This is a genomic window from Bradyrhizobium sp. LTSPM299 (assembly GCF_000938235.1).
GTDB lineage: Bacteria > Pseudomonadota > Alphaproteobacteria > Rhizobiales > Xanthobacteraceae > Bradyrhizobium.
In genome coordinates, this window is record NZ_JYMU01000081.1 from 1 (window position 1) to 23,845 (window position 23,845).

General features: G+C 65.3%; 18 protein-coding genes. 7 read left to right on the forward strand and 11 right to left on the reverse strand.

What is annotated here, in order from left to right; translation table 11 throughout:
- Window positions 1–1,407 (reverse strand): mannose-1-phosphate guanylyltransferase/mannose-6-phosphate isomerase (locus UP10_RS34880; RefSeq protein ID WP_044585597.1); only part of this gene is annotated, 1,407 nt, incomplete at its 3' end.
- A 275-nt stretch (window positions 1,408–1,682) separates the two neighbouring features.
- Between UP10_RS34880 and UP10_RS34885 the strand changes: the two genes are divergently transcribed.
- Window positions 1,683–2,660, forward strand: coding sequence for a lysylphosphatidylglycerol synthase transmembrane domain-containing protein (locus tag UP10_RS34885; protein WP_044591723.1), 978 nt, complete (start codon window positions 1,683–1,685; stop codon window positions 2,658–2,660).
- Between the two features lie 13 nt (window positions 2,661–2,673).
- Window positions 2,674–3,690, forward strand: coding sequence for an MraY family glycosyltransferase (locus UP10_RS34890; RefSeq protein ID WP_044591724.1), 1,017 nt, complete (start codon window positions 2,674–2,676; stop codon window positions 3,688–3,690).
- 19 nt (window positions 3,691–3,709) lie between these two features.
- Here the strand turns inward: UP10_RS34890 and UP10_RS34895 are convergent, their stop codons facing one another.
- The 6 genes from UP10_RS34895 to rfaD all read right to left on the reverse strand — a co-directional run bounded on the left by UP10_RS34895 (window position 3,710) and on the right by rfaD (window position 11,666).
- Window positions 3,710–4,651 (reverse strand): NAD-dependent epimerase/dehydratase family protein, encoded by a 942-nt coding sequence (locus tag UP10_RS34895; RefSeq protein WP_044591725.1) that lies wholly within the window; start codon window positions 4,649–4,651, stop codon window positions 3,710–3,712.
- A complete protein-coding gene (locus UP10_RS34900; protein ID WP_044591726.1) occupies window positions 4,648–5,862 on the reverse strand; it encodes a glycosyltransferase family 4 protein in 1,215 nt (404 codons plus the stop codon). The genes UP10_RS34895 and UP10_RS34900 overlap by 4 nt, the downstream gene beginning before the upstream one ends.
- A 46-nt stretch (window positions 5,863–5,908) precedes the next feature.
- Window positions 5,909–7,822, reverse strand: a complete 1,914-nt coding sequence (locus UP10_RS34905) for a nucleoside-diphosphate sugar epimerase/dehydratase (protein WP_044591727.1) — start codon at window positions 7,820–7,822, stop codon at window positions 5,909–5,911.
- Window positions 7,823–7,916: 94 nt separating this feature from the next.
- Window positions 7,917–9,197 carry an O-antigen ligase family protein gene (locus UP10_RS34910; protein ID WP_044591728.1) on the reverse strand — a complete coding sequence of 427 codons (1,281 nt, stop codon included), beginning with the start codon at window positions 9,195–9,197 and terminating at the stop codon, window positions 7,917–7,919.
- Between the two features lie 8 nt (window positions 9,198–9,205).
- The gene (gene rfaE1, locus UP10_RS34915; protein ID WP_044591729.1) at window positions 9,206–10,678 is read right to left on the reverse strand and encodes a D-glycero-beta-D-manno-heptose-7-phosphate kinase; all 1,473 of its coding nucleotides are present in this window, start codon (window positions 10,676–10,678) and stop codon (window positions 9,206–9,208) included.
- Window positions 10,679–10,685: 7 nt separating this feature from the next.
- The gene (gene rfaD / locus UP10_RS34920) at window positions 10,686–11,666 is read right to left on the reverse strand and encodes an ADP-glyceromanno-heptose 6-epimerase (RefSeq protein ID WP_044591730.1); all 981 of its coding nucleotides are present in this window, start codon (window positions 11,664–11,666) and stop codon (window positions 10,686–10,688) included.
- A 136-nt stretch (window positions 11,667–11,802) separates the two neighbouring features.
- Here rfaD and waaF point away from each other — a divergent pair, with 136 nt between their 5' ends.
- Window positions 11,803–12,867, forward strand: a complete 1,065-nt coding sequence (waaF, locus tag UP10_RS34925; protein ID WP_044591731.1) for a lipopolysaccharide heptosyltransferase II — start codon at window positions 11,803–11,805, stop codon at window positions 12,865–12,867.
- Here the strand turns inward: waaF and UP10_RS34930 are convergent.
- Window positions 12,849–13,940, reverse strand: a complete 1,092-nt coding sequence (locus UP10_RS34930; RefSeq protein WP_156180592.1) for a glycosyltransferase family 4 protein — start codon at window positions 13,938–13,940, stop codon at window positions 12,849–12,851. The genes waaF and UP10_RS34930 overlap by 19 nt on opposite strands.
- A gap of 86 nt (window positions 13,941–14,026) precedes the next feature.
- On the opposite strand from UP10_RS34930, the gene galE reads away from it, so the two are divergent.
- From galE to UP10_RS34945, 3 genes are all read left to right on the forward strand, one after another.
- Window positions 14,027–15,040 carry a UDP-glucose 4-epimerase GalE gene (galE, locus tag UP10_RS34935; protein ID WP_044536903.1) on the forward strand — a complete coding sequence of 338 codons (1,014 nt, stop codon included), beginning with the start codon at window positions 14,027–14,029 and terminating at the stop codon, window positions 15,038–15,040.
- 96 nt (window positions 15,041–15,136) lie between these two features.
- Window positions 15,137–16,948 carry an ABC transporter ATP-binding protein gene (locus tag UP10_RS34940; protein ID WP_044591732.1) on the forward strand — a complete coding sequence of 604 codons (1,812 nt, stop codon included), beginning with the start codon at window positions 15,137–15,139 and terminating at the stop codon, window positions 16,946–16,948.
- 37 nt (window positions 16,949–16,985) lie between these two features.
- Window positions 16,986–17,687, forward strand: coding sequence for a fumarylacetoacetate hydrolase family protein (locus UP10_RS34945; protein ID WP_044591733.1), 702 nt, complete (start codon window positions 16,986–16,988; stop codon window positions 17,685–17,687).
- 94 nt (window positions 17,688–17,781) lie between these two features.
- Here UP10_RS34945 and UP10_RS34950 read toward each other — a convergent pair whose 3' ends face one another.
- A complete protein-coding gene (locus UP10_RS34950) occupies window positions 17,782–17,991 on the reverse strand; it encodes a hypothetical protein (RefSeq protein WP_044591734.1) in 210 nt (69 codons plus the stop codon).
- 213 nt (window positions 17,992–18,204) lie between these two features.
- Between UP10_RS34950 and UP10_RS34955 the strand changes: the two genes are divergently transcribed.
- Window positions 18,205–18,477, forward strand: coding sequence for a hypothetical protein (locus UP10_RS34955; RefSeq protein ID WP_245322093.1), 273 nt, complete (start codon window positions 18,205–18,207; stop codon window positions 18,475–18,477).
- Between the two features lie 6 nt (window positions 18,478–18,483).
- On the opposite strand, the gene UP10_RS42360 is transcribed toward UP10_RS34955, so the two are convergent.
- Window positions 18,484–21,759: an autotransporter family protein gene (locus UP10_RS42360; protein WP_050043953.1), complete on the reverse strand. Its 3,276-nt coding sequence runs from the start codon at window positions 21,757–21,759 to the stop codon at window positions 18,484–18,486.
- A 150-nt stretch (window positions 21,760–21,909) separates the two neighbouring features.
- The gene (locus UP10_RS34965; protein ID WP_044591735.1) at window positions 21,910–23,613 is read right to left on the reverse strand and encodes an NAD-dependent malic enzyme; all 1,704 of its coding nucleotides are present in this window, start codon (window positions 23,611–23,613) and stop codon (window positions 21,910–21,912) included.
- Window positions 23,614–23,845: the final 232 nt, after the last annotated feature.

The following is a 23,845-nucleotide window of genomic DNA, read 5'->3' on the forward strand; positions in this document are numbered from 1 at the left end:
GCGCTGATAATCGTCCTCGATGCGGATGATATCGTCCTCGCCAAAGTAACTGCCGGTCTGCACCTCGATCAGCTCGAGCTGGATCTTGCCGGGGTTCTCCAGCCGGTGCACTGCGCCGATCGGGATGTAGATCGATTCGTTCTCGTGCACGGTCTTGACCAGCTCGTTGACGGTCACCTGCGCCGTACCGCGCACCACGATCCAGTGCTCGGAGCGGTGGTGATGCTTCTGCAGCGACAGCCGTCCGCCCGGCTTGACAATGATGCGCTTGACCTGGTGGCGGTCGCCATTGTCGACCGCCTGATAGGAGCCCCAGGGACGATGCACCTTGATGTGGTTCTCAGTCACCTCGGGCGCCGTCACCCTCAGTTTGGCGACCAGCCGCTTCAGCCCGTTGGCGTTCTGCTGCCGCGACACCAGCACGGCATCCTGGGTTGCGACGACGACAAGATCGTCGACGCCTTCGAGCGCGACCAGCGCGCGGTCGGTCGTGACGTTGCAATTGCGGGAATCCTCGAACACGGCAGCCCCGCGCGCCGCGTTGCCCTGGCTGTCCTTGTCGGAGAGCTCCCAGACCTGGCGCCACGAGCCGATGTCCGACCAGCCGCACGCCACCGGCACCACCGCCGCATGCGCCGTCTTCTCCATGACGGCATAGTCGATCGAGATCGCTTTCGCCGCAGCAAAGGCCTGTGCATCGAGCTTGACGAAGCCGAGATCGTGTCCGGCCTTCGCAACCGACTCCTCGACAGAGGCAATGCTGTCCGCATCAACGTTGCGGTATTCGTCAAGCAGCATCGCGGCGCGGAACATGAAGTTGCCGCTGTTCCAGAGATAGCCGGCATCGATATAACTGGCCGCAGTCGCCGCATCCGGCTTCTCGACGAATTTTGCGACCGCACGCACCTCGCCGGCGACAACCTCGCCGGGATTGATATAGCCATATTCGGTGGCAGGCCGCTCCGGCTTGACGCCGAAGGTCACGATGCGGCCCGTTTCCGCGGCCACCAGTCCCGCGCGGCAGGCCGCCACGAAGGCATCGGTGTCGCGCAGCAGATGATCGGCGGCGAGCGCCAGCACGATCGCATCCTTGTCGCGGCTTTGCGCGAATACCGCACTGGCCGCAATCGCCGGACCTGAATCGCGCCGCATCGGCTCCAGCAGCACATCGGCCTCGCGGCCGATCTCGGCCAGTTGCTCCAGCACCATGAAGCGGTAGGCCTCGTTGGTGATCACGATCGGGCACTCGAACACCGCCGCGTCCGAAACCCGCAGCAGCGTCTCCTGGAAGGTCGAGCGCGTCCCGAACAGCGACAGGAACTGCTTCGGATGCACCTCGCGCGAGGCCGGCCACAGCCGCGTGCCGGCGCCGCCGCACATGATCAGGGGGATTATTCGTCGATCCATCGATGCCTCAAATCCTGTCGTGTCCGCGGCCGACACGGAGCAGTATCACGCGAATCCACGCGTCCAGCCGGATTTTACCGGCATCATAACCCCGGTAAGCGGTTGGCTGTCCCCGTTCCGGTCTCTTTAACCGCCCCGTCAAGCCGGTCGCAAGTGCCGACCGTACGGCTATTGCCAGATCGGTGCGGAAACCATACCAAGGCGGCGAATTTGGGCGCGCGAAGCCGTTTTGCGCTGTTTTTGACACATTCTGCAACCTGGCAAGCGCGGGCGAAATGCGCGGGATCCTGCTTTCTATCGTCAAGATACTGATCTCGGCCGCGTTGCTCTATTTGTCGCTGCGCAAGATCAATCTGTATGACCTCGCCGCGCGAATCCAGGTCGGCAGCCTGGGCTGGCTCGCGCTGGCGATCGCGATCACCTTCCTGCAGATCTTTCTCGGCGTGCTGCGCTGGCGGGAGATCAGCGTCGAATGCGGCGCGCCGCTGCAGACCGGGCAGGCGATGCGCTTCAACGTGATCGGCACCTTTTTCAACCAGACGCTGCCATCCTCGATTGGCGGCGACGCGGTGCGGCTGTGGCTCGTCGCGCGTGGCGGCGCAGGCTGGCGCGCGGCGACCTACTCGATTTTCGTCGATCGCGCGATCGGACTTATCGCGCTTGCCGTCCTCATCGCGGCAACCCTGCCGTGGAGCTACCGGTTGATTTCCGATCCCAACGGCCGGTCGGCATTGCTGCTGCTGGATCTCGCCGCGCTCGCGGCCGGGTTCGGTTTCCTGCTGATCGGCCTATTGCCGTGGCCCTGGCTGAAGAGCTGGTGGGCGACGCATCATGTGCACGCCTGTGCCGTGATCGCAAACCGGGTGCTGTTCAGCCGCGACCGCGGGCTGAAGGTGACGGTGCTGTCCCTGCTGATTCACGTGATGGCGGTCGTGATCGGCTGGTGCGTGGTGCAGTCGATCACCGCGCCGGTGACGTTCGGCGAGATCTTCCAGCTCCTGCCGCCGGTGATGCTGATCACGATGATGCCGATCTCGATCGCGGGCTGGGGCGTACGCGAAGCCACCATGGGGCTGGCCTTCGGATATGCCGGATTGATCGCCAATGAAGGCGTCAACGTCTCGCTGCTGTTCGGCGCGGTGTCGTTCGTGGTCGGCATCTTCGGCGGTCTGGTATGGATCCTGAGCCCGGAAAAAGCCGCCAAGGGCACCGAGCCGATCGAAGTGCCAGGAGAAATGTCAGGTTCGGAATAGGCCGTCGACCAGAATGACCAGTTTTGAAATCCTCCTGTCGTTCATAGCAGCTGTTCTGGCCGCATCGGTCTCGGCTGTCGTGATCCAGGCGACGCGGCCGCTGCTGCTTCGCGTGGCGCTGGCGAAGCCGAACGCGCGGTCCTCGCACCGGATACCGACGCCGCAGGGCGCCGGCATCGCGGTGACGGCGGCAACGCTGCTCGCCGGCGGGATCGTCATCACGCTCGCAGGCTCGCCGAACCTGTCGATTCCATCAGCGGTGTTCGCGGCCTGCCTGTTCATCGCCGTGGTCGGTTTCGCCGATGACATCCGGTCGTTGCCGGTCGTTCCGCGGCTGCTGCTGCAGGCCTTGGCCGTCGCAGCCGTAGTGTTCGCGGCGTCAGGCGATCTCCGGATCGTTCCCGCCTGCCCGCTATGGCTCGAGCGCGCTCTTCTGCTGGTCGCCGGCCTCTGGTTCGTCAATCTCGTCAACTTCATGGACGGGCTGGACCTGATGACGGTAGCCGAGGCCGTGCCTGTTACAGTTGCGGTCGCCCTGCTCGGCATCTTCGGCCAGGTCCCGGCAGCGACGACGATCATCGCAGCCGCGCTGTGCGGCGCGTTGCTCGGCTTCTCGCCGTTCAACCGGCCGGTCGCAAAGATCTTCCTGGGCGACGTCGGCAGCTTGCCGATCGGCCTCTTGCTCGGCTGGTGCCTGCTGGAGCTCGCGCTGCATCAGCAATTTGCCGCAGCCCTGCTGCTGCCGCTGTATTATCTCACCGACGCGACGGTGACGCTGCTTCGCCGCATGGCGAGACACGAGCCATTCTGGGCCGCGCATCGTTCGCACTTCTATCAGCGCGCGACCGACAACGGATTTGCGGTGTGGCGCGTCGTCAGCGAGGTCTTCGCACTCAATGTTGCGCTGGCGCTGCTCGCGATCGCCTCGGTCGTCCTGAACTCCCTTGCAGCTGATGTCGTCCTGCTGCTGGCCGGCGCGCTTGCGGTCGCTGTGCTGCTGCGCCGGTTCTCGCGCCGGCGAACGCCGTGATCCGAGACGACAGACCGGATCAGAATGTTGCCTGATTCAACGCGAGCCTCAACCCTTCATCGAGGCTGATCGCCGGCCGCCATCCGATGCCGGCGGCCTTCGAGAGATCGAGCTCGAGCGACCCGAGCAGGCTGTCATTGGCTTCCTTGCGACCGCTGGCCTTCAGCAATGTGCTCAGCAGCGGTGTCGGCAACCAGAACAGGCGCGGTGACGTCCGTGCCGCGCGGGCGAGGCGCTCGATGAACTCCCCCGTCGAGACCTGCTCGCTGTCGGCGACCAGAAACACATCGAATGCCCCTGCCGGGTGCGCCAAACGGTAGAGGACGAACGAGGCCAGGTTCTGCGCCGAGAGGAATGCGCGGCGGTTGTCGACATTGGCAAGAGGAAGCGGGACACCGCGCCTCACCGCCTTTTCGAGCAGCGCGAAGTTCCCCTTTGCCCCGGCGCCGTAGATCAGGGGCGGCCGGATGACGGTCGCCCTCATGCCGCTATCCGGCACCAACTCCTTCAGGCCGGTTTCCGCGGCCGCCTTCGACATTCCGTAGAGGCCACGGGGCGTCAGAACATCGTCCTCGCGAAACGGTGGACGCCCGCCATTGCTGCGCCCGTGCACCAGGATCGTGCTGACGAAGATGAAGTCCTTTACGCCGGCCGCGATCGCGCCGCGTGCCAGATGCAGCGTGCCCTCGATATTGACGTTGCGGTAGAGCTCGATCGCATGCTCTTCGTTCTGGTGATGAACGCGCGCGGCGAGATGAACCACGGCGTCCACGCCGGCGAGCGCGTCGCGCCAGTCGGTCGTCGGCCCGAGTGCGTCGATCACCACGTCGTTGGCATCCCGAGCGGGGGTCCGCACGGCGCGCCGCACCGCCCAGCCGCTGCGGGTAAGCATGGGCACCAAATGGCGGCCGACAAAGCCGTTGGCGCCCGTCACCAGGACCGTCGGTTGGCCGTCCTTCATGCCGCCTGCTCCGCATCGCGATTGCACAGCAATTCCCGAACCAGCGCAGCGTAGCTGCCCAAGGCCCGTTCAGGGCTGAAGGTCTGCGCTGCCGCAACCGCGCGCTCGGCCATCGCGGGATCCTGGGCCTGCGACGCCTGCCTGACGGCATCAGCGAGTTGATCGGATCGGCCTGGTGTCACGACCCAGCCAAGTCTGTTTTCCTTCACGGTCAGCGCTGCCTCGGCCTCGGGTTCAGAAACGAGAATCACGGGTCGGCCTGCGGCGAGCAGATTGTAGAACCGGCTCGGAACCGACAAGCCGGCAACGTCCTTGCGATAGGGAATAAGCCAGACGTCGGCGCTGGAGAGTAACGCGTCGAGTTCCTCATCCGCAACGCGATCGACCAGCGTGACATTGGCAAGGCTCGCAGCGGCTTGCATATCCTTCAACCGCTCGAAGCCGATGCCCCAGCCCGAGAGCAGGAAATGGATTTCGCTCTCGCCCCGCAACAGCCGCGCCGCCTCGAATACGATGTCCGGATCGTGGGTGAAGCCGAGATTGCCTGATAGCCCGACCACGAAGCGGGCCGCGATCGCCTTGCGAAACGGGTTGTCCGGGCTCACGGGGCGGATCGCGGGCGTCAGCGTGGTCCAGTTCGGAATGAACCTGATCTTGTCGGGCGTCATCCCACCATAGCGCAGCAACAGCTTCTCGGTGTCGCGTCCGATCACGATGACGGCGTTCAGCGCGTGGAACATCAGCGCATTGATCCCGCGCATCGCCCGCGCGACGAGGGAAGACGGCCGCAGCAGTCCGGACATCACAAGCACGTCGGGAAACAAATCATGCAGGATCAGCGCCGACTTCGCCCGCTTCAGCCGCGCGGCAGTCGCCACCGCGTAAGGAAGCACGAACGGCGCGGTCACCGTCAGCGCCACGTCGCCGCGCTGCAGCCGCGTCAACAGCGCGAAGAAGATCCGGCCGGTGAACAGGGTCTCGGCCAAGGCACGTTTGATCAGCGCCGCCTTGCCCGGCAGCCAATTCCTGATCTCGACCACGGTCGGCTGCCCCGGCGCAGGCGCTCGCGCGGAGCCCGGCATGCCGGAGACGACCACAACGTCGGCGTCCTGCGCGATCCGCTCGGCGATCGCCGCCATGATCGCGGCGGTCGTAGAGTGATCCGGCGGATAATGCTGGCTGACGACGACGACTTTGTGGGGTTTGCGCATCAATGGCTTTCGAAGGTCTCGCCACGCCGATCGCGCGACAGCTCGATCAGGCGGCGTTCGATCCGAATTCAGGCACGGCATCCTGCAGGACGGCGCGGATGGTTACACGGTCATCCCTGGCGATTGCCTCCTCCAGCGCTGCCAGCCATTTGCGCAGCGTCGACATTGGCGGCTGATTCGGTTTGGCCGCCATGATACCGGCGACGCCGATCTCGATCGTCGGCTCCTGGCTCGCGAACAGGATCTCGTTCAGCCGCTCGCCCGGGCGCATGCCGCTGAACACGACCTCGATATCGACGCCGGGCTGCAAGCCCGACAGGCGGATCATCCGCTCGGCGAGATCGACGATCTTGACCGGTTGTCCCATGTTGAGCACGTAGACCGAGACGTCGGGCCGCGCCGGCGTCATCGCGTGCGTCGCCGCCGTGATCACGAGGTCGCAGGCTTCGCGGATCGTCATGAAGTAGCGGACCATGTCCGGATGCGTGACCGTGATCGGGCCGCCAGCCTCGATCTGGGCCTTGAACTTCGGCACCACCGAGCCGTTGGACGCCAGCACGTTGCCGAACCGCACCGAGATCAGGCGCATATGCGGCTTGCCGACCGCCTGCGCCATCAGGTCGTGGTCGAGCGCCTGGCAATACATTTCGGCGAAGCGCTTGGTCAGGCCGAGCATCGACACCGGTTCGATCGCCTTGTCGGTCGAGATCATCACCATGGCGGTGGCGCCGGCGGCGAGCGCGGCATCGGCGACGTTGACCGAGCCGAAGATGTTGGTCTTGACGCCTTCGCTCCAGTCGCGCTCCAGGATCGGCACATGCTTGAGCGCGGCTGCATGGAACACGATGTCCGGCTTGAACTCGCTCATCAGCCGCGTGATGCGCTCGCGGTCCCTGATATCGGCGATCCGGCCCTCGACCACCGCGCCGGTGTCGCGGGCTGCGAGAGCTTCGGTGACCGCATAGAGCGCCGGCTCCGAATTCTCGATCACCAGCAGGCGGGCCGCGCCGAAGGTCGCAACCCGGTCGCAGATTTCCGCGCCGATCGAGCCGCCGCCGCCGGTCACGATGACGGACTTGCCCTTCACCAGCGTCTCGAGCCGCGCGTAGTCGATCTTCTCGCTCGGGCGCAGTAGCAGGTCCTCGACCGCGACATTGGTCAGCCGCGGCGCATCGCCGCCCTCCAGCGACGGCAGGCGGCTGACCATCACGCCAAGCCGCTTGGCGCGCATCAGCACGCTGTCCGGATGGGCCTCCGGCTCGAACGCCGACGGTGTCATGACCACGCGCTTGATCGGCCGCTGGCGGGTTTCGAAGTCGCGAATCACGGTCTCGATGTCGTCGACCCCGCCGAGCACGGGAATGTTGCGGATCTTCTGACCGCGGTCGGACTGCGATGGCGACAATATGCCGACCGGCCAGATCCGCTTGATGGCGCCGTTCTCGATGCCACGCAGCACGACCTCCGCGTCGGCGGTGCGTCCGACCAGCAGCGCGGGCGCCGCGTCGTCGGTGCGGGCGTGATGGCGCGTCCGCGAATAGCGGAAATAACGATAGCCCAGCCGCAGCGCGCTCAGGGCGAACACTTCGAGGAAGAAGAACAGGACGATCGTGATGCGGCCAAGGAAGACAAAGCCGTGCGAATTCATCCCGGTGAAGATGAAGACGTAATCCAGCACCACGAGCGCCAGCGTCAGCAGCGCCGCGACCCGCAGGATGTTCAGCGCATCCGGCAGCGACGTAAAGCGCCATTTCGCCGTCGTCAGGTTGAAGAGATAGCAGACCGCCACGCTGAACAGGACGAACCAGGGCAGGAGTTGCAGCAGCAGCGGCAACCGCTCGGTGAGCAGGTTGCCCTCGAAACGCAGATAAAAGCTCCCGAGCAACGCAGCCGCCGTCGCGAATGCGTCATGGGTCAGTATCAGGACGTTGCGCTGAGTAAAGTGTGGCAGGCGCATCATGTGACGAGAGGGTTATCCGCAACTGGGGGTTTCGCGACGAGACATTACAAGGCTGGCAAGGCTGATAGCGTATCTGCCGTGCGCATGCCAGCGATCATGGACAGATTGGGCGTTCAGGTTCCCCGACCTCCGCCGATCGCGCTCTCAGCATCATGCCGCCGGCGACCCCGACGCCCAGCACGTACATCCAGCCTTCGTGGAAATCGAAGATGTGCGAGTTGAACAGCGAGGTGAAGATGTTCTGCACCACGACAAGCAGCCCGATCCAGTTGACGAGCCCGTCGCCGCGGAACAGCAGCAGGTGCAGGATCCACATCGCATACAGCACGACGACGCCGACAATGCCCCACTGCACCGCGACGTTCAGCGTCTGATTGTGCGGATTGCCGATCACCTCGCTCGAGGCCAGGTTCTTGACGGGCGTCGCGACGCGCTCGAACAGGCCACGGGTCGCTCCGGTGCCGTGGCCGACCACCGGCGCCTCGGCAAAGAAGCCGAGCGACTTTCGCCAGAACTCGAGCCGGAGCCCGATCGAGGTCGGAGCGTTGCGCTCCTTGTAGATCTCGTAGTCGCGGCTGAACGTCTCGACGGTCCATCGTAGTTGCGGCGAGGAATACCAGGCCACCACGACGAGCGCGGCCGCCGCGCACAGGATCAGCACGATGCTGCGCCAGCGCAGATGGAACAGCGCGACCGCCGCGAACATGATCGGAACGGTGACCAGCACGGTCCGCGACACCACCACGAAGGCCATGTTGGCGAACAAGCCCAGGGCGATCGCGATCAGCAGTGCGGCCAGCGCGATCCGTTTTTCCCGCAGCAGCGTGCCGATCGGATAAGCCAGCGCGACCGCGCACAGCGCGAACTCCTGGCTTTGGTCGATGTAGTTCTTGACGAAGATGCCGCGCTCGGCGGCCTCCGGATGCTTCAGCACGAACTCGGGATGCAGCAGCACCAGCCAGGACATCAGCATCAGCAGCGTGCAGGAGACGAGGAAGGCCGCGAACACCCACATCCCACGCGTCGAGCGCTGAAAGTGATAAAACAGGACCGGAAGCACCAGCAGCTTCGCCGTCGGCCCGACCGCGTACAATCTGGCACCCCAGGCGGCGTCCGACCACAGCGTGCCGGCGAGTGCCAGCATGAACAGCGCGATCGGCGCCACGCAGATCGGCTGCTTCAGCAGCGCCCAATACGCCTTCAGGTCGAGCGTCGGTGCCACCGCGATCAGCAGCACCACGCCAAAGATGCCGACCAGCGAGGTCGACCACGGCAACGACAGCGCGAGCAGGACCGCGACCACGTCGGCGCTCGTCTGCCAGCACTCCGGATCGCGCCAGGCCGGCAACGCCGGGGCTGCCGCCGAGGTGGTCATGCTCGCGCTCACGCCTTGCCTCCGCGGGCGCGATCGACCAGCGACGTCGTGCTGTGGCCGGGCAGGATGTCGACCAGCACCACCTCGCCGCCTTCAGCTTCGACGATCTCATATCCGACCACCTGCTCGCGGGTGTAGTCGCCGCCCTTGACCAGCACGCTCGGCCGCACCTGGGTGATCAGATCGATCGGAGTGTCATCCTCGAAGATCGCGACGAGATCGACGGCTTCGAGCGCTGCCAGCACCTCGGCGCGGGCGCGTTCGTCCTGCACCGGACGCCCCTCGCCCTTCAGCCGCTTCACCGAGGCGTCGCTGTTGAGGCCGACGACGAGGCGGTCGCAGGCGCGGCGTGCCGCCGTCAGCACCTTGACGTGACCGGGATGCAGGATATCGAAGCAACCATTGGTGAAGCCGATGCGCAGATCCTGCGCCCGCCAATCCGCCAGATTCGCTTCGATGTCGCCGCCGGCCGCGACGATCTTGTCTTCGGCCGCGAGCGAGGCATGTGGCAGAATCTTTCGCCGCAGTTCGTCCGGCGTCACAATTGCGGTGCCGGTCTTGCCGACCGCGACCGCGGCCGCGGCGCTCGCCATCCGCAACGCGCTTTCCCAGTCGGCTCCGCCGGCCAACGCCAGCGCCAGCATCGCAGCCACGGTGTCGCCGGCGCCCGAGACGTCACGCACCTTGACCGGCAGCGCCGGAACATGAACCGCCTCGCCCGCACGCGTCACCAGCGTCATGCCGTGCTCGCCCTGCGTCACCAGCATCGCCTCGCAATCCGCGAGGACCATCGCGTCCGGCGCGGCCTGTGCGATGCTCTCATGGCTATCGGCGCGGCTGCGGGTCGCCTCGGCAAACTCCTTGCGATTCGGCGTCAGCACGGTGGCGCCGCGGTAGATCGCGAGATTGGCGCTCTTCGGATCGACGATCACGCGCTTGCCGGCCTTGCGCGCGGCATCGATCACGTTGCGGATTACGCGCGCGGTCAGCACGCCCTTGGCGTAATCGGACAGCAGCACGATGTCGGCGCGCGCAAGCTGCGGCAGGATCGCATCGATCAGCTGCTGCTCGATGTCAGGCGCTGCCGGGGCGGCAAGCTCCCAATCGGAGCGCAGCATGTGGGTGGAAAAATGCTCGGAAACGAAACGCACCTTGCGCGTGGTGGGGCGGGCGGGATCGCGCACCAGCACGCTTTCGATGCCGGTCTCCTTGGCCAGCGCCGCGGCCAACGTCGCGCCGGCGGCATCCTCGCCGATCAGGCCGACGAAGATGCAGCGTCCGCCGAGCGAGGCGATGTTGCGCGCGACGTTGCCGGCGCCGCCGATATTGGTCTCGCTGCGCCGGACCGCGATGACAGGCGCCGGCGCCTCCGGCGAGATCCGCGACACGTCGCCGTAGACGAACTCGTCGAGCATGAGGTCGCCGATGCAGAGCACGGTCTGGCCGGAGATCGCATGCGAGAGGGCTTCAAAATCGAACATCGGTGTCTCAGCGATAGCGATCGGTGCGGTTGAGGAAACCCTTCACATAGGCGTCGACCGCGTCTTCCAGCGCAGTGAAGCCGCCGTTGTATCCTGCGCGGGCGAGACGATCGACCTCGCTCTGGGTGAAATATTGGTAACTGCCGCGAATCTGCTCAGGCATGTCCACATACTGGATATTCGGCGGCGCGCCGAGCGCACTGTAGGCCGCGACGATCATATCCTTGAAGCTGCGCGCCTTGCCGGTTCCGACATTGAACAGCCCCGAGACCTGTGGCGTCGCGAGCAGCCACATCATCACCCGCACGACGTCGTCGACATAGATGAAGTCGCGGCGCTGGTCGCCGTCGGCAATCCCGTCGCGATGCGACTTGAACAATTGCACGGCGCGGCCTTGTTTGATGTCGTCGAAGCGGCGGGCCAGCACGCTCATCATCGTGCCCTTGTGATATTCATTGGGGCCGAACACGTTGAAGAACTTCAGCCCGGCCCATTGCGGCGGCAGTCGTTCGCCCTTTGCCGCGCGCTCCGCGACCGCGAGATCGAACAGATTTTTGCTCCAGCCGTAGAGGTTCATCGGACGCAGCCGCTTCAGCGCCGCGACCGACCCATCGTCGGCAAATCCCTGCTCGCCGTCACCATAGGTCGCCGCCGACGAGGCATAGATCAACGGCGTGGTGTTGGCCGTGCACCAGTCGAGCAGCCGCAGCGGAGTCTTGAAATTGGCCTCCATGACGAGATCGCCGTCGGTCGCTGTTGTAGAGGAGATCGCACCGAGGTGGATGATGGCGTCCAGCCGGCGGCCACGTAGCCACTCCATGAGTTCCGCCGGCGGCACGAAATCGGCGAGCTGGCGCTTGGCCAGGTTCCGCCATTTGCCGTCGTGCCCAAGGATATCGCAGACCGCAACGTTGCTGTGGCCGGCGTCGTTCAACGCGGCCACGACGTTCGATCCGATAAAACCGGCACCCCCGGTTACCAGAAACATACCGAAATCCTGCCCAAACCCATTGTGGCCGCCAGCTTTGCCCCACTCCCGCGCCACAGGCAACGGCGCTTTACCTCCCGACGCGGACCAGATACCGACGTGGCCGCGATTGACCCCATCCGGCGCACTTGTAGATATGAATTATGATTCAATATTAGGGATCGAGACCGAGGATGCGGCGGATAGCCGCCCGATCCTGGTCGTCCCCTATATGTGGATTGGCGATTTCGTTCGCGGCCACACGGTGGTCCGGGTGTTGAACCAGCGCTGGCCGAACCGGCCGGTTGACCTGCTGGTGACCTCGCAATGTGCGCCGCTGGTCGATTATATGCCGGGCGTCCGCTCCGGCATCGTCTGGGACCTGCCGCGCGGCCGGCTTGCGGTGGCCAGGCAACGGGCGCTGGCGGCGGAACTGCGCTCCCGCGGCTACGGAACCGCCCTGGTGCTGCCGCGCACCTGGAAAGCCGCCATCGCCCCTGCGCTGGCCGGGATCCCGGAACGGGTGGGTTTCTTCGGCGAAGCGCGGTTCGGACTTATCAACAAGATGCGCTGGGGCGAGAAGGCCCTGCCGCGCTTCATCGACAAGAATGCCGCGCTGGCGCTGCCCGATGGCGCCAAGCTCCCCCCGGAATGGCCGGTGCCGCAGCTGCGGGTCTCCGCCGACGAGGTCATCAGCTGGCGCCAGGCCAATGGGCTCGGCACGGGTCCTTCTATTGCGCTCGGGCCCGGATCGGTCGGCGCCTCGAAGCGCTGGACTTATTATCCGGAAGCCGCGCGGCTGTTCGCCGAACGCGGTTTCGACGTCTGGGTGGTCGGCGGCCCCGGCGAAAAGGCGCTCGCCCAGGAGATCACAGCCGTCGGCGGCGCGCGGGTTCGCGACCTCACCGGCACCGATCTGCGCAACGGCGCGCTGGCGATGGCCGCAGCCAGCGTCGCCGTCACCAACGATTCCGGGCTAATGCACATCGCGGCGGCAATCGGCACGCCGACCATGGGCATCTTCGGCCCGACCGACCCCTATCTCTGGGCCCCGCTCAACGGCCTCGCCGCGACGGTGCGGCAGACCAAGTCCAAGCTGTCGTGCCAGCCCTGTCAACGCACAATTTGCACGATGAACGATCACCGCTGCATGCGCGACATTGCCGCCGAAGAGGTCGTCGACATCGCGCAGCGGGTGCTGGCTCAGATCAGCGTGCGGTAGACCGCGGCAATCGCGTTCGCTTCGGCATCGAGGCTGAACTTGTCCACAACGCGCGCTCGCGCCCGCGCGCCGATCGCGGCCGCAGAAGTCGGATCGCGCATCAACGGCTCCAGCGCCGCCACCAGCGCATCGACGTCGCCGGGCGGCGTCAGCACGCCGGTGACGCCGTCCTCGACGACGAATTCGGCCGCACCCGCGCGCGACGCCACCAGCGCCGCGCCGGCCGACATCGCCTCGATCAAGGTCAGGCCAAAACCTTCGTTGCGCGAGGTGAAGGCATAGATCGTCAGCCGCTGGTACCAGCGCGCGACGTCCTCGATCGGCAGCTCGCCGGTGATGACGATGCGTGATTGCAGCCCCGCGGCCTCGATGCGCCTTTTCAGGTCATTGGCAAAGGCCTGCTGCTCCGGCACCACGGCGCCGACGATGACAGCGGTGAAATCGGGATAGCGCGGCAGCAATCGGCACATCGCATCGACGAACACATCGCTGCCCTTCTGCGCGCGCACCCGTCCGAAACATCCGATCGCGTAGCGCCCCGGCAATCCGCTCTCGGCAAAGGCGGCGGCACGATCGGCCGGCGGCGCGTAGCTGATGGTGTCGACGCCATGCATCACCACCGTGGCCTCGCGCTTCAGATAGGATGCCGATAGTGGGCTGGTCGCGATAACCGCGTCCATCTTGCCGATCAGCCAGCGCGTCAGCCAGGTGTGATGACGCTGCGCCGCCGAGGTGAACAGCAATTTCAGCGGCCAGCCGAGCCCGCGCAGCATGAGCCCCGCGATCATCTCGTCGTTGCGCCGCGCATGCCAGATCACGGGCCGCGCGCGGCGCCATAGCCGCATCAGATCGGTTGGTCCGATCGCGGCAATGCCGTCGGGCCGATGCGAGCCGAACCAGGCTGCACGGAACATCGCTGCGAGCTTCGGCGCGACCATGCGGTTGGTTGCGGTGACGCCCGAATAGCGTCTGTGCAGATTCGGCACGATCAGCTGCAACTCGTCGGCAGATGTGTTCTCGATCGGCACGCAGATCTCCGTTTCGCGCCAGTTCCTATACGCAACATTAAGCATAGTGGCCAGTTCGGCCGCGACGAAACCCACTCTTCACCGCGCTCCCGCTAGCATTACCGCCAAACGAGATCGGGAGAATTGCATCCATGACCGTGCTTGTGACCGGCGGCGCCGGCTATATCGGAAGTCACATGGTTCATGCGCTGGTCGATGCCGGCGAGAGCGTCGTCGTGATCGACAATCTGTCCACAGGCTTCTCCGCCTTCCTGCCGGAGGGCGTGCCGCTGTTCATCGGTGATGCCGGCGACGAGAACCTGGTCGAGGGCGTGATCGCCCAGCACGGAATCGAGAGCATCATCCATTTCGCCGGCTCGGTCGTGGTCCCGGACTCGATGCGCGATCCGCTCGGCTACTACCGCAACAACACCATGACGACGCGCAGCCTGCTCAATGCGGCGGTGAAGGGCGGCGTCAGCCGCTTCATCTTCTCCTCGACCGCGGCGGTCTACGGCAACCCGGACCAGGTCCCGGTGCCCGAGATCGCGCCGACGCGGCCGCTGTCGCCCTACGGCTCATCGAAGCTGATGACCGAGATCATGCTGCATGATGTGGCCTCCGCGCATGGCATGAGCTATGTCGTGCTGCGCTATTTCAACGTCGCCGGCGCCGATCCGAAAGGCCGCGTCGGGCTCGCCACCCTCGGCGCCACGCATCTCCTGAAGATCGCGGTCGAGGCGGCGACCGGCCAGCGCGCCAAGGTCGACGTGTTCGGCACCGATTATCCGACGCCGGACGGCAGCTGTGTCAGGGACTTCATCCATGTCAGCGATCTCGCCGAGGCACATCGCTCGGCGCTGTCGTATTTGCGCGCCGGCGGCCAGTCGATAACGCTGAACTGCGGCTACGGCCGCGGCTATTCGGTGCTGGAGACGATCGAAGCGGTGCGCCGGGTCTCGATGCGTAATTTCGCCGTCGCCTACGCCGCGCGCCGGCCGGGCGACATCACGGCCATGGTCGCCGACACCGGCCGGCTGCGTTCGGCTCTGGACTGGACGCCGCGCTATGACGATCTCGAGACCATCGCGAGCCACGCGCTGGCCTGGGAGGAGAAGCTGTTCCGGGAGCGCGGCGGCCTCCCGCAGCAGGCAGAATCGGCCTAAAAATCAAGCCGTTATTGGGCTTGAAAAAGCCCCGCCAAGCGGGCAAGGAGTCTCCGAACTTGACGGCAAGCAGCGCTTGCCGTCAATGGAACGCGGATGGCTCAATCTCCTAAGAAAATCACCGACGATCCTTATGGCGCGGCGGTCCTGATTCGCCGCCTGGTCATGGAACAGGGGGTCGCCTTCTGGCGCCGCTATCTCGTCGCGTTCGTGCTGATGGGGATCGCGGCGGGCGCGACCGCGGGCTCGGCCTATATCCTCGGCCAGGTGATCAACCAGGCCTATATCGACAAGAACGTCGTCGGCATCGCGGTGCTGTCGGGCGTCACCGTGCTGTTGCTGTTCATCAAGGGCGTGGCGACCTACGGCCACACCGTGATCCTCAACAAGATCTCCAACGCCATCCTCGCCAACAACCAGCGGCAGCTGTTTGCCAAGCTGATGAGCGAGAGCATCGGCTTCTTCTCGGCGCGTCACTCCTCCGAATTCCTGGCGCGGATGACCGCCGGCGCCAAATCGATCACCGATGTGCTGAGCATGCTGGTCAACGCGGTCGGGCGCGACTTGATGATGCTGATCAGCCTGGTCGGCGTGATGGTGTTTCAGGATCCGATCCTGTCGCTGATCGGCCTCGTGGTGGTGCCGCCGGCGATGCTGATGCTGCGCAAGCTGGTGAAGCGGATCAAGGGGCTCGCCTACAATCAGTTCACCGGCACCGCCGACATCATGGAGACGATGCAGGAATCGCTGCAGGGCATCCGCACCGTCAAGGCGTTCACGCTGGAAGAGACCATGCAGCGGCGCATCGACGAGAATATCGCCGCAGTCGAGCAGAATGCCAACAAGATGGCGCGCGTTGCCAACCGCGCCAATCCGCTGATGGAGACCCTGGGCGGCTTCGCGGTCGCGGGCTGCCTGCTCTATGGCGGCTACAGCGTGGTCGCGCTCGGTGCGACGCCGGGCCAGTTCTTCTCCTTCATGACCGCCTTCCTGCTGGCGACCGAACCGGCCAAGCGGCTGTCCCGGCTCAACATCGACCTCAACAGCCAGCTGGTCGGCGCGCGGATGCTGCTCGAGGTCGTCGACAGTCCGGCAACCGAACACGCCGATAACGACAAGCCGGCGCTGAAACTGACCGACGCGCGGATCGAGCTGCGCGACGTCAGCTTCGCCTATCGGCCCAGTGAGCCGGTGCTGAACCGCATGAGCTTCATGGCCGAGCCCGGCAAGGTCACCGCGCTGGTCGGCCCCTCCGGCGGCGGCAAGTCGACGGTGCTGGCCCTGTTGCTCCGCTTCTACGAGGCGACCCAGGGCGAGATCCTGATCGACGGGCAGTCGATCTCGGCGGTGTCGCGCAAGTCGCTGCGTCGGCAGACCGCCTATGTCGGCCAGGACGTCTATCTGTTCCGCGACAGCATCCGCAACAACATCGCTTTCGGCACGGAAGGCGCGACCGACGCGCAGATCGTCGATGCGGCGAAGGCCGCCTGCGCCCACGACTTCATCACGAGCTTTCCGCTCGGCTACGACACGCCGGTCGGCGAGCACGGCACCCAGCTCTCCGGCGGGCAGCGCCAGCGCATCGCGGTCGCCCGCGCGCTGATCAAGAACGCCCCGATCATCCTGCTCGACGAGGCCACCGCCGCTCTCGATTCCGAATCCGAGAAGCAGGTGCAGGAAGCGATCGAGCATCTCTGCCAGAACCGCACCACGATCGTGATCGCGCACCGCCTGCACACCATCATGCATGCCGACGCCATCCTGGTGGTCGAGGGCGGCGAGATCGTCGAGCGTGGCCGGCACGAGGAGCTGCTGCGTCGCGGCGGCCGCTACGCCTCGTTCTTCCGCCTGCAGCATCACCACGACGTGTCGCCGCCGGCGCTGGCGCCGATCAGCGCGACCGGCTAAATCCAGTTCATCACCTCACGAGCAGCGAGATCCTCTCATGAACGCCGCATCCACTGTCATCCCGCTCCCGCCGCAGCCCTCGCTCCCCGTCGTTGGCGAGTCCGGCGTCTATCCGGTGCGCCGCATCTGGTGCGTCGGCCGCAACTATCTCGAGCACATCCGCGAGATGGGCAATGACGAGCGCGCGCCGCCGTTCTTCTTCGCCAAGCATGCCGACATGCTGGTGCCTGATGGCACCACCATTCCCTACCCGCCGCTGACCAAGGATTTGCATCACGAGGTCGAGCTGGTCGTCGCGATGAAGAGTGGCGGCCTGAACATCCCCGCCGACAAAGCGCTCGAGCATGTCTACGGCTATGCCGTCGGCATCGACCTGACCCGCCGCGACCTGCAGATCGCCTCGCGCAAGAAGGAGCGTCCGTGGGAAGTCGGCAAGTCGTTCGACTATTCCGCGCCCTGCTCCGCGATCGAGCCGGCATCGAAGATCGGCCATCCCTCGCAGGGCAAGATCTGGCTCACCGTCAACGGCAAGGAAGCCCAGAAGGGCGACCTCACGGAGCTGATCTGGAGCGTGCCCGAAATCATCTGGCAGCTCTCCCAGCAGGTGAAGCTTGCCGCCGGCGACATCATCATGACGGGAACGCCCGCCGGCGTGTCGCAGTTGCAGCCCGGCGACAAGCTGGAATGCGGCGTCGACGGCGTCGGCACGCTGAAGGTCTCGATCGGCAAGCCGGAATAGGCTGATCATCACAGATGAGACCAAGCCCCGGACATCGCGTCCGGGGCTTTTTGTTATTGAGTTCGTCCGTCGAAGATCAGGCCGGCCGACATCGTCAGCGCATCGTCCCGGGCATGCAAGGCGGCATCGCATAGGGCGCGGTGGCGTACGATCCGACGTTCGGAGCGCGCACACAATCGACGTCGGTCTTGGCCGTTGTCGTGGCCTGGGTGGCCCGCGACGCGACCTTGCGGGCGGCAGAGGCCTCGGTGGTGTATGCGGCAGCCGCGACCAGGGCAGCCGCCACGAAAATCAATTTGGTCATGGTTCTCTCCACACGTTGGTTGAAGCCAGGCACGCCCGGCTCCTGAAACCAAGTGCGGTGAACGCCCGGAATTATTTCATCATCTGCGATCACCAAAGCGCGAGCACTTCGGCCTGCGAGCAAGAACGCACGATCCGGGAATATCACAGCTCTGACGCGAATAGGTCCATCAGAGGCGCACTCATGCGCCGTGAATCCTTCACGGAGGCTTCGGTGATCAATCTCGAACGGAATCTTGAACGATTTGGCCTGGTTGCAATTCGGTCGGCGGCAATCGTAGCCGCGGTCCTCGCACAAACGACGATCCAGGCGCCGAGCGCATATGCGTCAAACGAAATGACGACCCGGCCGTGGTCGGCACCGGTCGGCCACCGCCAGCCGCGTGCGATCGATCTTCCCGCATCGATATCCGCGTCTCAGCAGATCATCGATCAGGAGGAGGCGCTCGTCGATCGAAAGATCAGAGGCATTTGCCGAGGGTGCTGAGGATTCCTACCAGGCGTATCTCACAACCCCCTTGCCGGCGTAGGAACTCGTGACGTTGGAGAACTCGCCTTCGAAGGTGGCCCCGGCCGACCAGCCGTTCACCCATTTCATCTCGATAGATGCTGTGGTCAGCGCGGAGTCGGCAGCCTGCGCCGCGCCGCCAACGACGAAGCTCGCACCGGGCAGCGCCTGGAAGGTCGCCGCGATCGACCGATCCGGGTCGTAGTCATGCGCCCAGGCGAAGCGGCTGCGCAGGGTCAGGATGCCGTTCGCCACGGCAAAGGACCTGTCGGTGCGGATGCCCAGTTCGCTGCGGGCATCGGTCACGCTCTTCGCACCATAGGCGAGCGCGAAGGCCGGTGAGCCGACCACGGCCTGCTCGGCATAGCCAGGCAGATCGAACGTCGTGAACTGGCCCGCGGCGTAGGGCGTGATGCCGAGGCCGCCGGCCCAGGGCGCCACGAAGCGATAGCCGCCTTCGATGCGTCCCGAATACGCGTTCGCGTTGAACTCGGCACGGAGCTGGTCGGTGCCGGCAATCGTGACGGTGCGGTTGGTGGTGATGTCCTGCCAGCCATAGGCCAGCGCCGCCGAGACATAGGCCGCGCCTTCGGTGTGGCGAACATAGGCACCGGCCTGGAACAGGTCGGATCGGCCCGAGCCCATCCCGTCGACGCTGAAATTGGTGCCGCCGCCCGCGAGCGCGAAGCCGGCAATGGTGTTCGGCGAGAACAGATAGTCGGCGCCGACGGCGGTACCTGAGATGCTGCTGGTCGTGTTGTTCGATCCCACCGCCGCATTGCTGTCGGTGGTCTGCGAACCGCCGAAGCCTGACGCCCACACGCTCCAGCGCTGCACGAAGGCGGCCGGCGGCGCCTTGGTAAACATCGCATAGGCATCGCGCTTGGCGGCCGCGTAACCCAGCGCTTCATCGGCGTAGCCGGCCGCATTTGGCGTCGGATCGGCGGAGCCGTTCCGGTTCTTGAAGGGATCGGTCATCACCCCCATGAACTGGCCCATGGCATTGAACGTAGTCTGCTGCGAGCCCGTGCCCAATTCACCCAAGGCCTGGCTCACCCCGTTGCCGAGGTTGCTGCCGGTGAGGCCGAACAGCGTCACGAAAGCCGGCGGCAGCGTTCCGCCGTTGTTGAAGTAACCATCGATCGCGGCGGCCACATTTTGCTGATTGGCATTGAGGGTCGACGACCGGCCAAGCTGCGCCGTCAGATTCAGGACCACTTCGGTGCTGCTGTAGCTCAGGCTCGCGGCAAAGTTCGGCAGCGCCGCCACTCCGTCGAACGTGGTGCCGCTGAGACCAGCCGCATGCAGGATGTCGTACGACTTCGAGGCAGATGCCCCCGGCGCGAACGCCGCCTCGACGATGCCGGCAAGGAACGCATTGCCGCCGATGTCGGCGTGCGTGGAGCCTCCAGAGGTCAACTGCACGCCGTAACCAGCGCCAGTCGCCAGCGACAGATCGCCGGCGATGGTCATCGCGCCGCCATGCACGCCCCATGCCGGCGCGAATGTGCCTCCACTCATCACGGCCAGAGAGCCGACCGTGCCCGTGCCGATCAGCGCCGCGCCGGGACCAACGACCGTCAGCGCGGAATTCGCAATCGATCCGTTGACGGTTAAGGTCCCGCCGCCGACTAACGTCATCCCCGTGTAGGCGTTTGTACCCGAGAGCGTCTCGCTCCCTGACATCAGCGCGAACCCGCCGCTGCCGGCGATCGTGCCGCCGAACTGTCCACTCGCGGCCGACAGCGCCAGGGCGTTGGAGCCGAGCCAGACAAATCCATTGGCATCGCCCGCCAGCGACTTGATCGTGGCCATCGCACTCGCGTTCGAAACATCGAACAATCCTCCCGCGGACACCGTGACGCCGCTGGACGCGGCGATGGTGCCGGGACCGACCAGCGCAAGATAGGAGCCAGCCCCCGAAATCGACGTCGCCCCCGTGTAGGTGTTGGTGCCGCTCAGGGTCGCCGAGCCTCCCGCTTCCACCGACACGCCGCCGGGGCCAGAGATCACGCCAGCCAGACCGAGCGGCACGGAGCTGGAGTCGATCACGAGCGTCTGCGTCGTGGAAATGTTCGCGGCGGTGACGAAATTCGGGGAGTATCCGACCTGCTGACCCGTCAGATCGAACAGCACCGAATTCGCCTCGAAGAACCCGATGCCCAGGTAATTCTCGGAAGGCGTCGAGTTCGCGAGATTGAAGGGAGACGGCACGCCGGTCGCAGAGGCGATGTTGAACGTCTGCTGGGTGCCGCCGGCTTGCGCGGAGATCGTGAGCTGGGGATTTGGGAAATTCGACAGGCTGCCGGCAAATTGCAGCTTGAAGTCGGTCCAGCCCGAATCCAGCGAGACCGATCGCGTGAACTGCTCGCTGGCGCTGCTCGAGCCGGAGCTCAGCGTAAAATTGAACGGCACGAATTTGTCGATTCCAGCCACATTGGAATTCGGAAACAGCGTCATCGCGCTACTCGGAGCCGCATTGACGGTGTTCATCGGCAGGAATTGGGCGAGCAGCGCCGGCGTGAGACCCAGCGTGACGCAGGGGTTGCAGCTCGTCACGGATTGCGGAACGCTCTGGACGGACTGCTGCGCTGTCGTCGCCGGACCACCGGGAATGCTGGTCCCCAGCAGCGAATTCAGTGCCGCCAGACTCTGGCCGTTCGCCGAGACTACATAGCCCGCCGTGGTGTTTGCCACGACGGCTTGCCCAAGGACGCTGCCGAGACCGACATTCGTGCCCGACAGGGTGAAGGCCTGCGCGTCGGCACCGAAAGCACCGACGGCTGCGGTCCCGAACGGCTGCGCGACCGAGGTCTTGCCATTGAGCGTCGCGTACGAGGCGACGTTGTAATTGCCCGACGTGCCCAGCGAGATTCCGCCGGACGTCGCTCCCGGCGTGGCGTAAAATTGAAGCGACTGAGCCGTCACCTGATAGACGTTGCCGGCGAACGTGTTGGTGCCCCCGTAGGTATCGATGTTGCCTGACGCCAGGACGGGTGACGTCGTGCCCGCGAAAACACTGCCTGGGGCCAGGAAGACCGCGGAGCCCGTATCGAAGGCGTAGGGTTGCGCCACCCCTCCGTTGACGCCGACATTGATCGTCAGAATGAGAACGGGGTTGGAGAGCTTGCCGCCGAAATTGTAGCCGGTATTCACGGCATAGTTGAGTGGAATCTCTACCGACTGCGCCAATGCAAATGTCGAGGACAGGCCGACGCTCACCCCGAGCGCCGCATACGCAACGATACAAACGCGTTTCATCACTTTCCTCAGCCGGCAACACAACCGCCCGGCGCAGGTCCTATCCGGCAAACCGGGGAGCACAATCCAGGCAACCAGCCTTACCACGCCGGTTCCAGCTCCGATGTGCCGAGCGTCTCACGCGCGCTGCAATTCTGGCCGCCGCTTCGATCAAACGGTAGCCGCCGCCGTGCGGCGATAAGGGACGTAGCGGGGTGTCCACATCCTGGCGATGATGCGCTGCTCGATCTGGTCGATCGGAATATCGGTGACCAGCCCTTCCTTGTGCGCCTGGATCGCCACCGCAAGCGCAACGGTCAGCGCGACCTCGCGCAGCGCGCTGACCGGAGGCAGCAGATTGTGTTTCGGATTGTTGCGGGCCGGCGAGGAACTGGCCAGCGCCTTGGCCGCGGCCATGAACATCCCGTCGCTGATGCGGCCGGCGCCGACCGCCAGCGCGCCGAGACCGACGCCCGGGAAGATGTAGGAGTTGTTGGTCTGGTCGACCTTGAACCTGACGCCGTCGCGCACGATCGGCGGAAACGGGCTGCCGACGCCGATCAGCGCCCGTCCCTCGGTCCAGGCCTCGATGTCCGCGGGCGTCGCCTCCTCGCGCGAGGTCGGATTCGACAGCGGAAAGATCACCGGCCGTTTGTTGCACTCGGCCATCGCGCGCACGATCGGTTCGGAGAATGCGCCGGCCTGGCCGGACACCCCGATCAGCACGGTCGGGTGGGCGTTGCGCACGACGTCGAGCAGCCCGATCTTGTCGGGATGATTGAGCTTCCAGTCCCCGAGCGCCTGCTTGTTCTGGAGGAAGGGAAGCTGGAACGGAGCCAACCCGGTCATGCCCTCGACCAAGAGCCCGTCACGGTCGACCATGAAGAAGCGTGTCGCCGCCTCTCTGTCGGACAGGCCGGCATCGCGCATCGCGGCGCGGATCAGGCCGGCGATGCCGCAGCCGGCCGAGCCTGCGCCGAGCACGGCCACGCGCTGCTCGGTGAGCGGCACGCCCGTGACATTGATGGCCGAAAGCAAGGCGCCGGTCGCCACCGCCGCGGTGCCCTGGACGTCGTCATTGAAGGTCAGGAGCCGGTCGCGATAACGCTCGAGCATCCGCGTCGCGTTGTTCTTTGCGAAATCCTCCCATTGCAGCAGGACGCGCGGCCAGCGCTTCACCACCGCCGAGACGAAGGCCTCGATGAAGTCGTCATACGCCTGGCCGCGGACGCGCTCGTTGCGCCAGCCGACATAGAGCGGATCGGCCAGGCAGTCGGGATTGTCGGTGCCAACATCGAGCAAGATCGGCAGTGTCGTCGCGGGATGCAGGCCGCCGCAGCCGGTATAGAGCGACAGCTTGCCGATCGGGATGCCCATGCCGCCGGCACCCTGGTCGCCGAGGCCAAGAATCCGCTCGCCGTCAGTCACCACAATCGCCTCGACCTTGTCGAAACGCGGTTGCGCCAGGATGCGATCGATCCGGGCCTTGTGCGGGATACTGAGGAACAGGCCGCGCGGCTTGCGAAACAGACGGCTGAACTGCTGGCAGCCGGCGCCGACGGTGGGCGTGTAGACGATCGGTAGCAGCTCCTCCAGGTTTCCGACCAGGAGCGCGTAGAACAGGGTCTCGTTGGTGTCCTGCAGCTCGCGCAGCACGGCATAGCGTTCGATATCGGTCTCGTAGCCGCGCAGCGCCTGCAGGCGGCGCGAGACCTGCTCATCCAGCGTCGCGACGTTGGGCGGCAGCAGCCCGTGCAGGTCGAACGCGTCGCGCTCGGCCTCGGAGAACGCCGTGCCCTTGTTGAACTGCGGATCGGCCAGCAACTCATATCCGCTCAGCGCGGTTGTGGCGAAAGATCCTGACGTGTCGGACATGACGATTTCCTTTCAATGCAGAATGCCGGGTAGGATCCTATCACCTCGACCCGAGGGATCAGAGGCACCGCGCTCGGCAAGATTCTTACGTCACCAGCAGCCAAGTCGACCGTTGCACAGCCTCGGTAAACTCAGTGTGACAAGCACCCCTAGCGCGCTCCGGGACTTACATTTCAGCGCGGCATATTCGCCATCGAGGCAGACTTCCAGACTTCAGTAACTGTATCATGTT

Bases quoted from the DNA above. Each gene is read 5' to 3' on its own strand.
- UP10_RS34885 (WP_044591723.1), top strand. From the start codon at position 1,683: ATGCGCGGGATCCTGCTTTCTATCGTCAAGATACTGATCTCGGCCGCG.
- UP10_RS34890 (WP_044591724.1), top strand. From the start codon at position 2,674: ATGACCAGTTTTGAAATCCTCCTGTCGTTCATAGCAGCTGTTCTGGCC.
- UP10_RS34895 (WP_044591725.1), bottom strand. From the start codon at position 4,651: ATGAAGGACGGCCAACCGACGGTCCTGGTGACGGGCGCCAACGGCTTT.
- UP10_RS34900 (WP_044591726.1), bottom strand. From the start codon at position 5,862: ATGCGCAAACCCCACAAAGTCGTCGTCGTCAGCCAGCATTATCCGCCG.
- UP10_RS34905 (WP_044591727.1), bottom strand. From the start codon at position 7,822: ATGATGCGCCTGCCACACTTTACTCAGCGCAACGTCCTGATACTGACC.
- UP10_RS34910 (WP_044591728.1), bottom strand. From the start codon at position 9,197: ATGACCACCTCGGCGGCAGCCCCGGCGTTGCCGGCCTGGCGCGATCCG.
- rfaE1 (WP_044591729.1), bottom strand. From the start codon at position 10,678: ATGTTCGATTTTGAAGCCCTCTCGCATGCGATCTCCGGCCAGACCGTG.
- rfaD (WP_044591730.1), bottom strand. From the start codon at position 11,666: ATGTTTCTGGTAACCGGGGGTGCCGGTTTTATCGGATCGAACGTCGTG.
- waaF (WP_044591731.1), top strand. From the start codon at position 11,803: ATGAATTATGATTCAATATTAGGGATCGAGACCGAGGATGCGGCGGAT.
- UP10_RS34930 (WP_156180592.1), bottom strand. From the start codon at position 13,940: ATGCTTAATGTTGCGTATAGGAACTGGCGCGAAACGGAGATCTGCGTG.
- galE (WP_044536903.1), top strand. From the start codon at position 14,027: ATGACCGTGCTTGTGACCGGCGGCGCCGGCTATATCGGAAGTCACATG.
- UP10_RS34940 (WP_044591732.1), top strand. From the start codon at position 15,137: ATGGCTCAATCTCCTAAGAAAATCACCGACGATCCTTATGGCGCGGCG.
- UP10_RS34945 (WP_044591733.1), top strand. From the start codon at position 16,986: ATGAACGCCGCATCCACTGTCATCCCGCTCCCGCCGCAGCCCTCGCTC.
- UP10_RS34950 (WP_044591734.1), bottom strand. From the start codon at position 17,991: ATGACCAAATTGATTTTCGTGGCGGCTGCCCTGGTCGCGGCTGCCGCA.
- UP10_RS42360 (WP_050043953.1), bottom strand. From the start codon at position 21,759: ATGAAACGCGTTTGTATCGTTGCGTATGCGGCGCTCGGGGTGAGCGTC.
- UP10_RS34965 (WP_044591735.1), bottom strand. From the start codon at position 23,613: ATGTCCGACACGTCAGGATCTTTCGCCACAACCGCGCTGAGCGGATAT.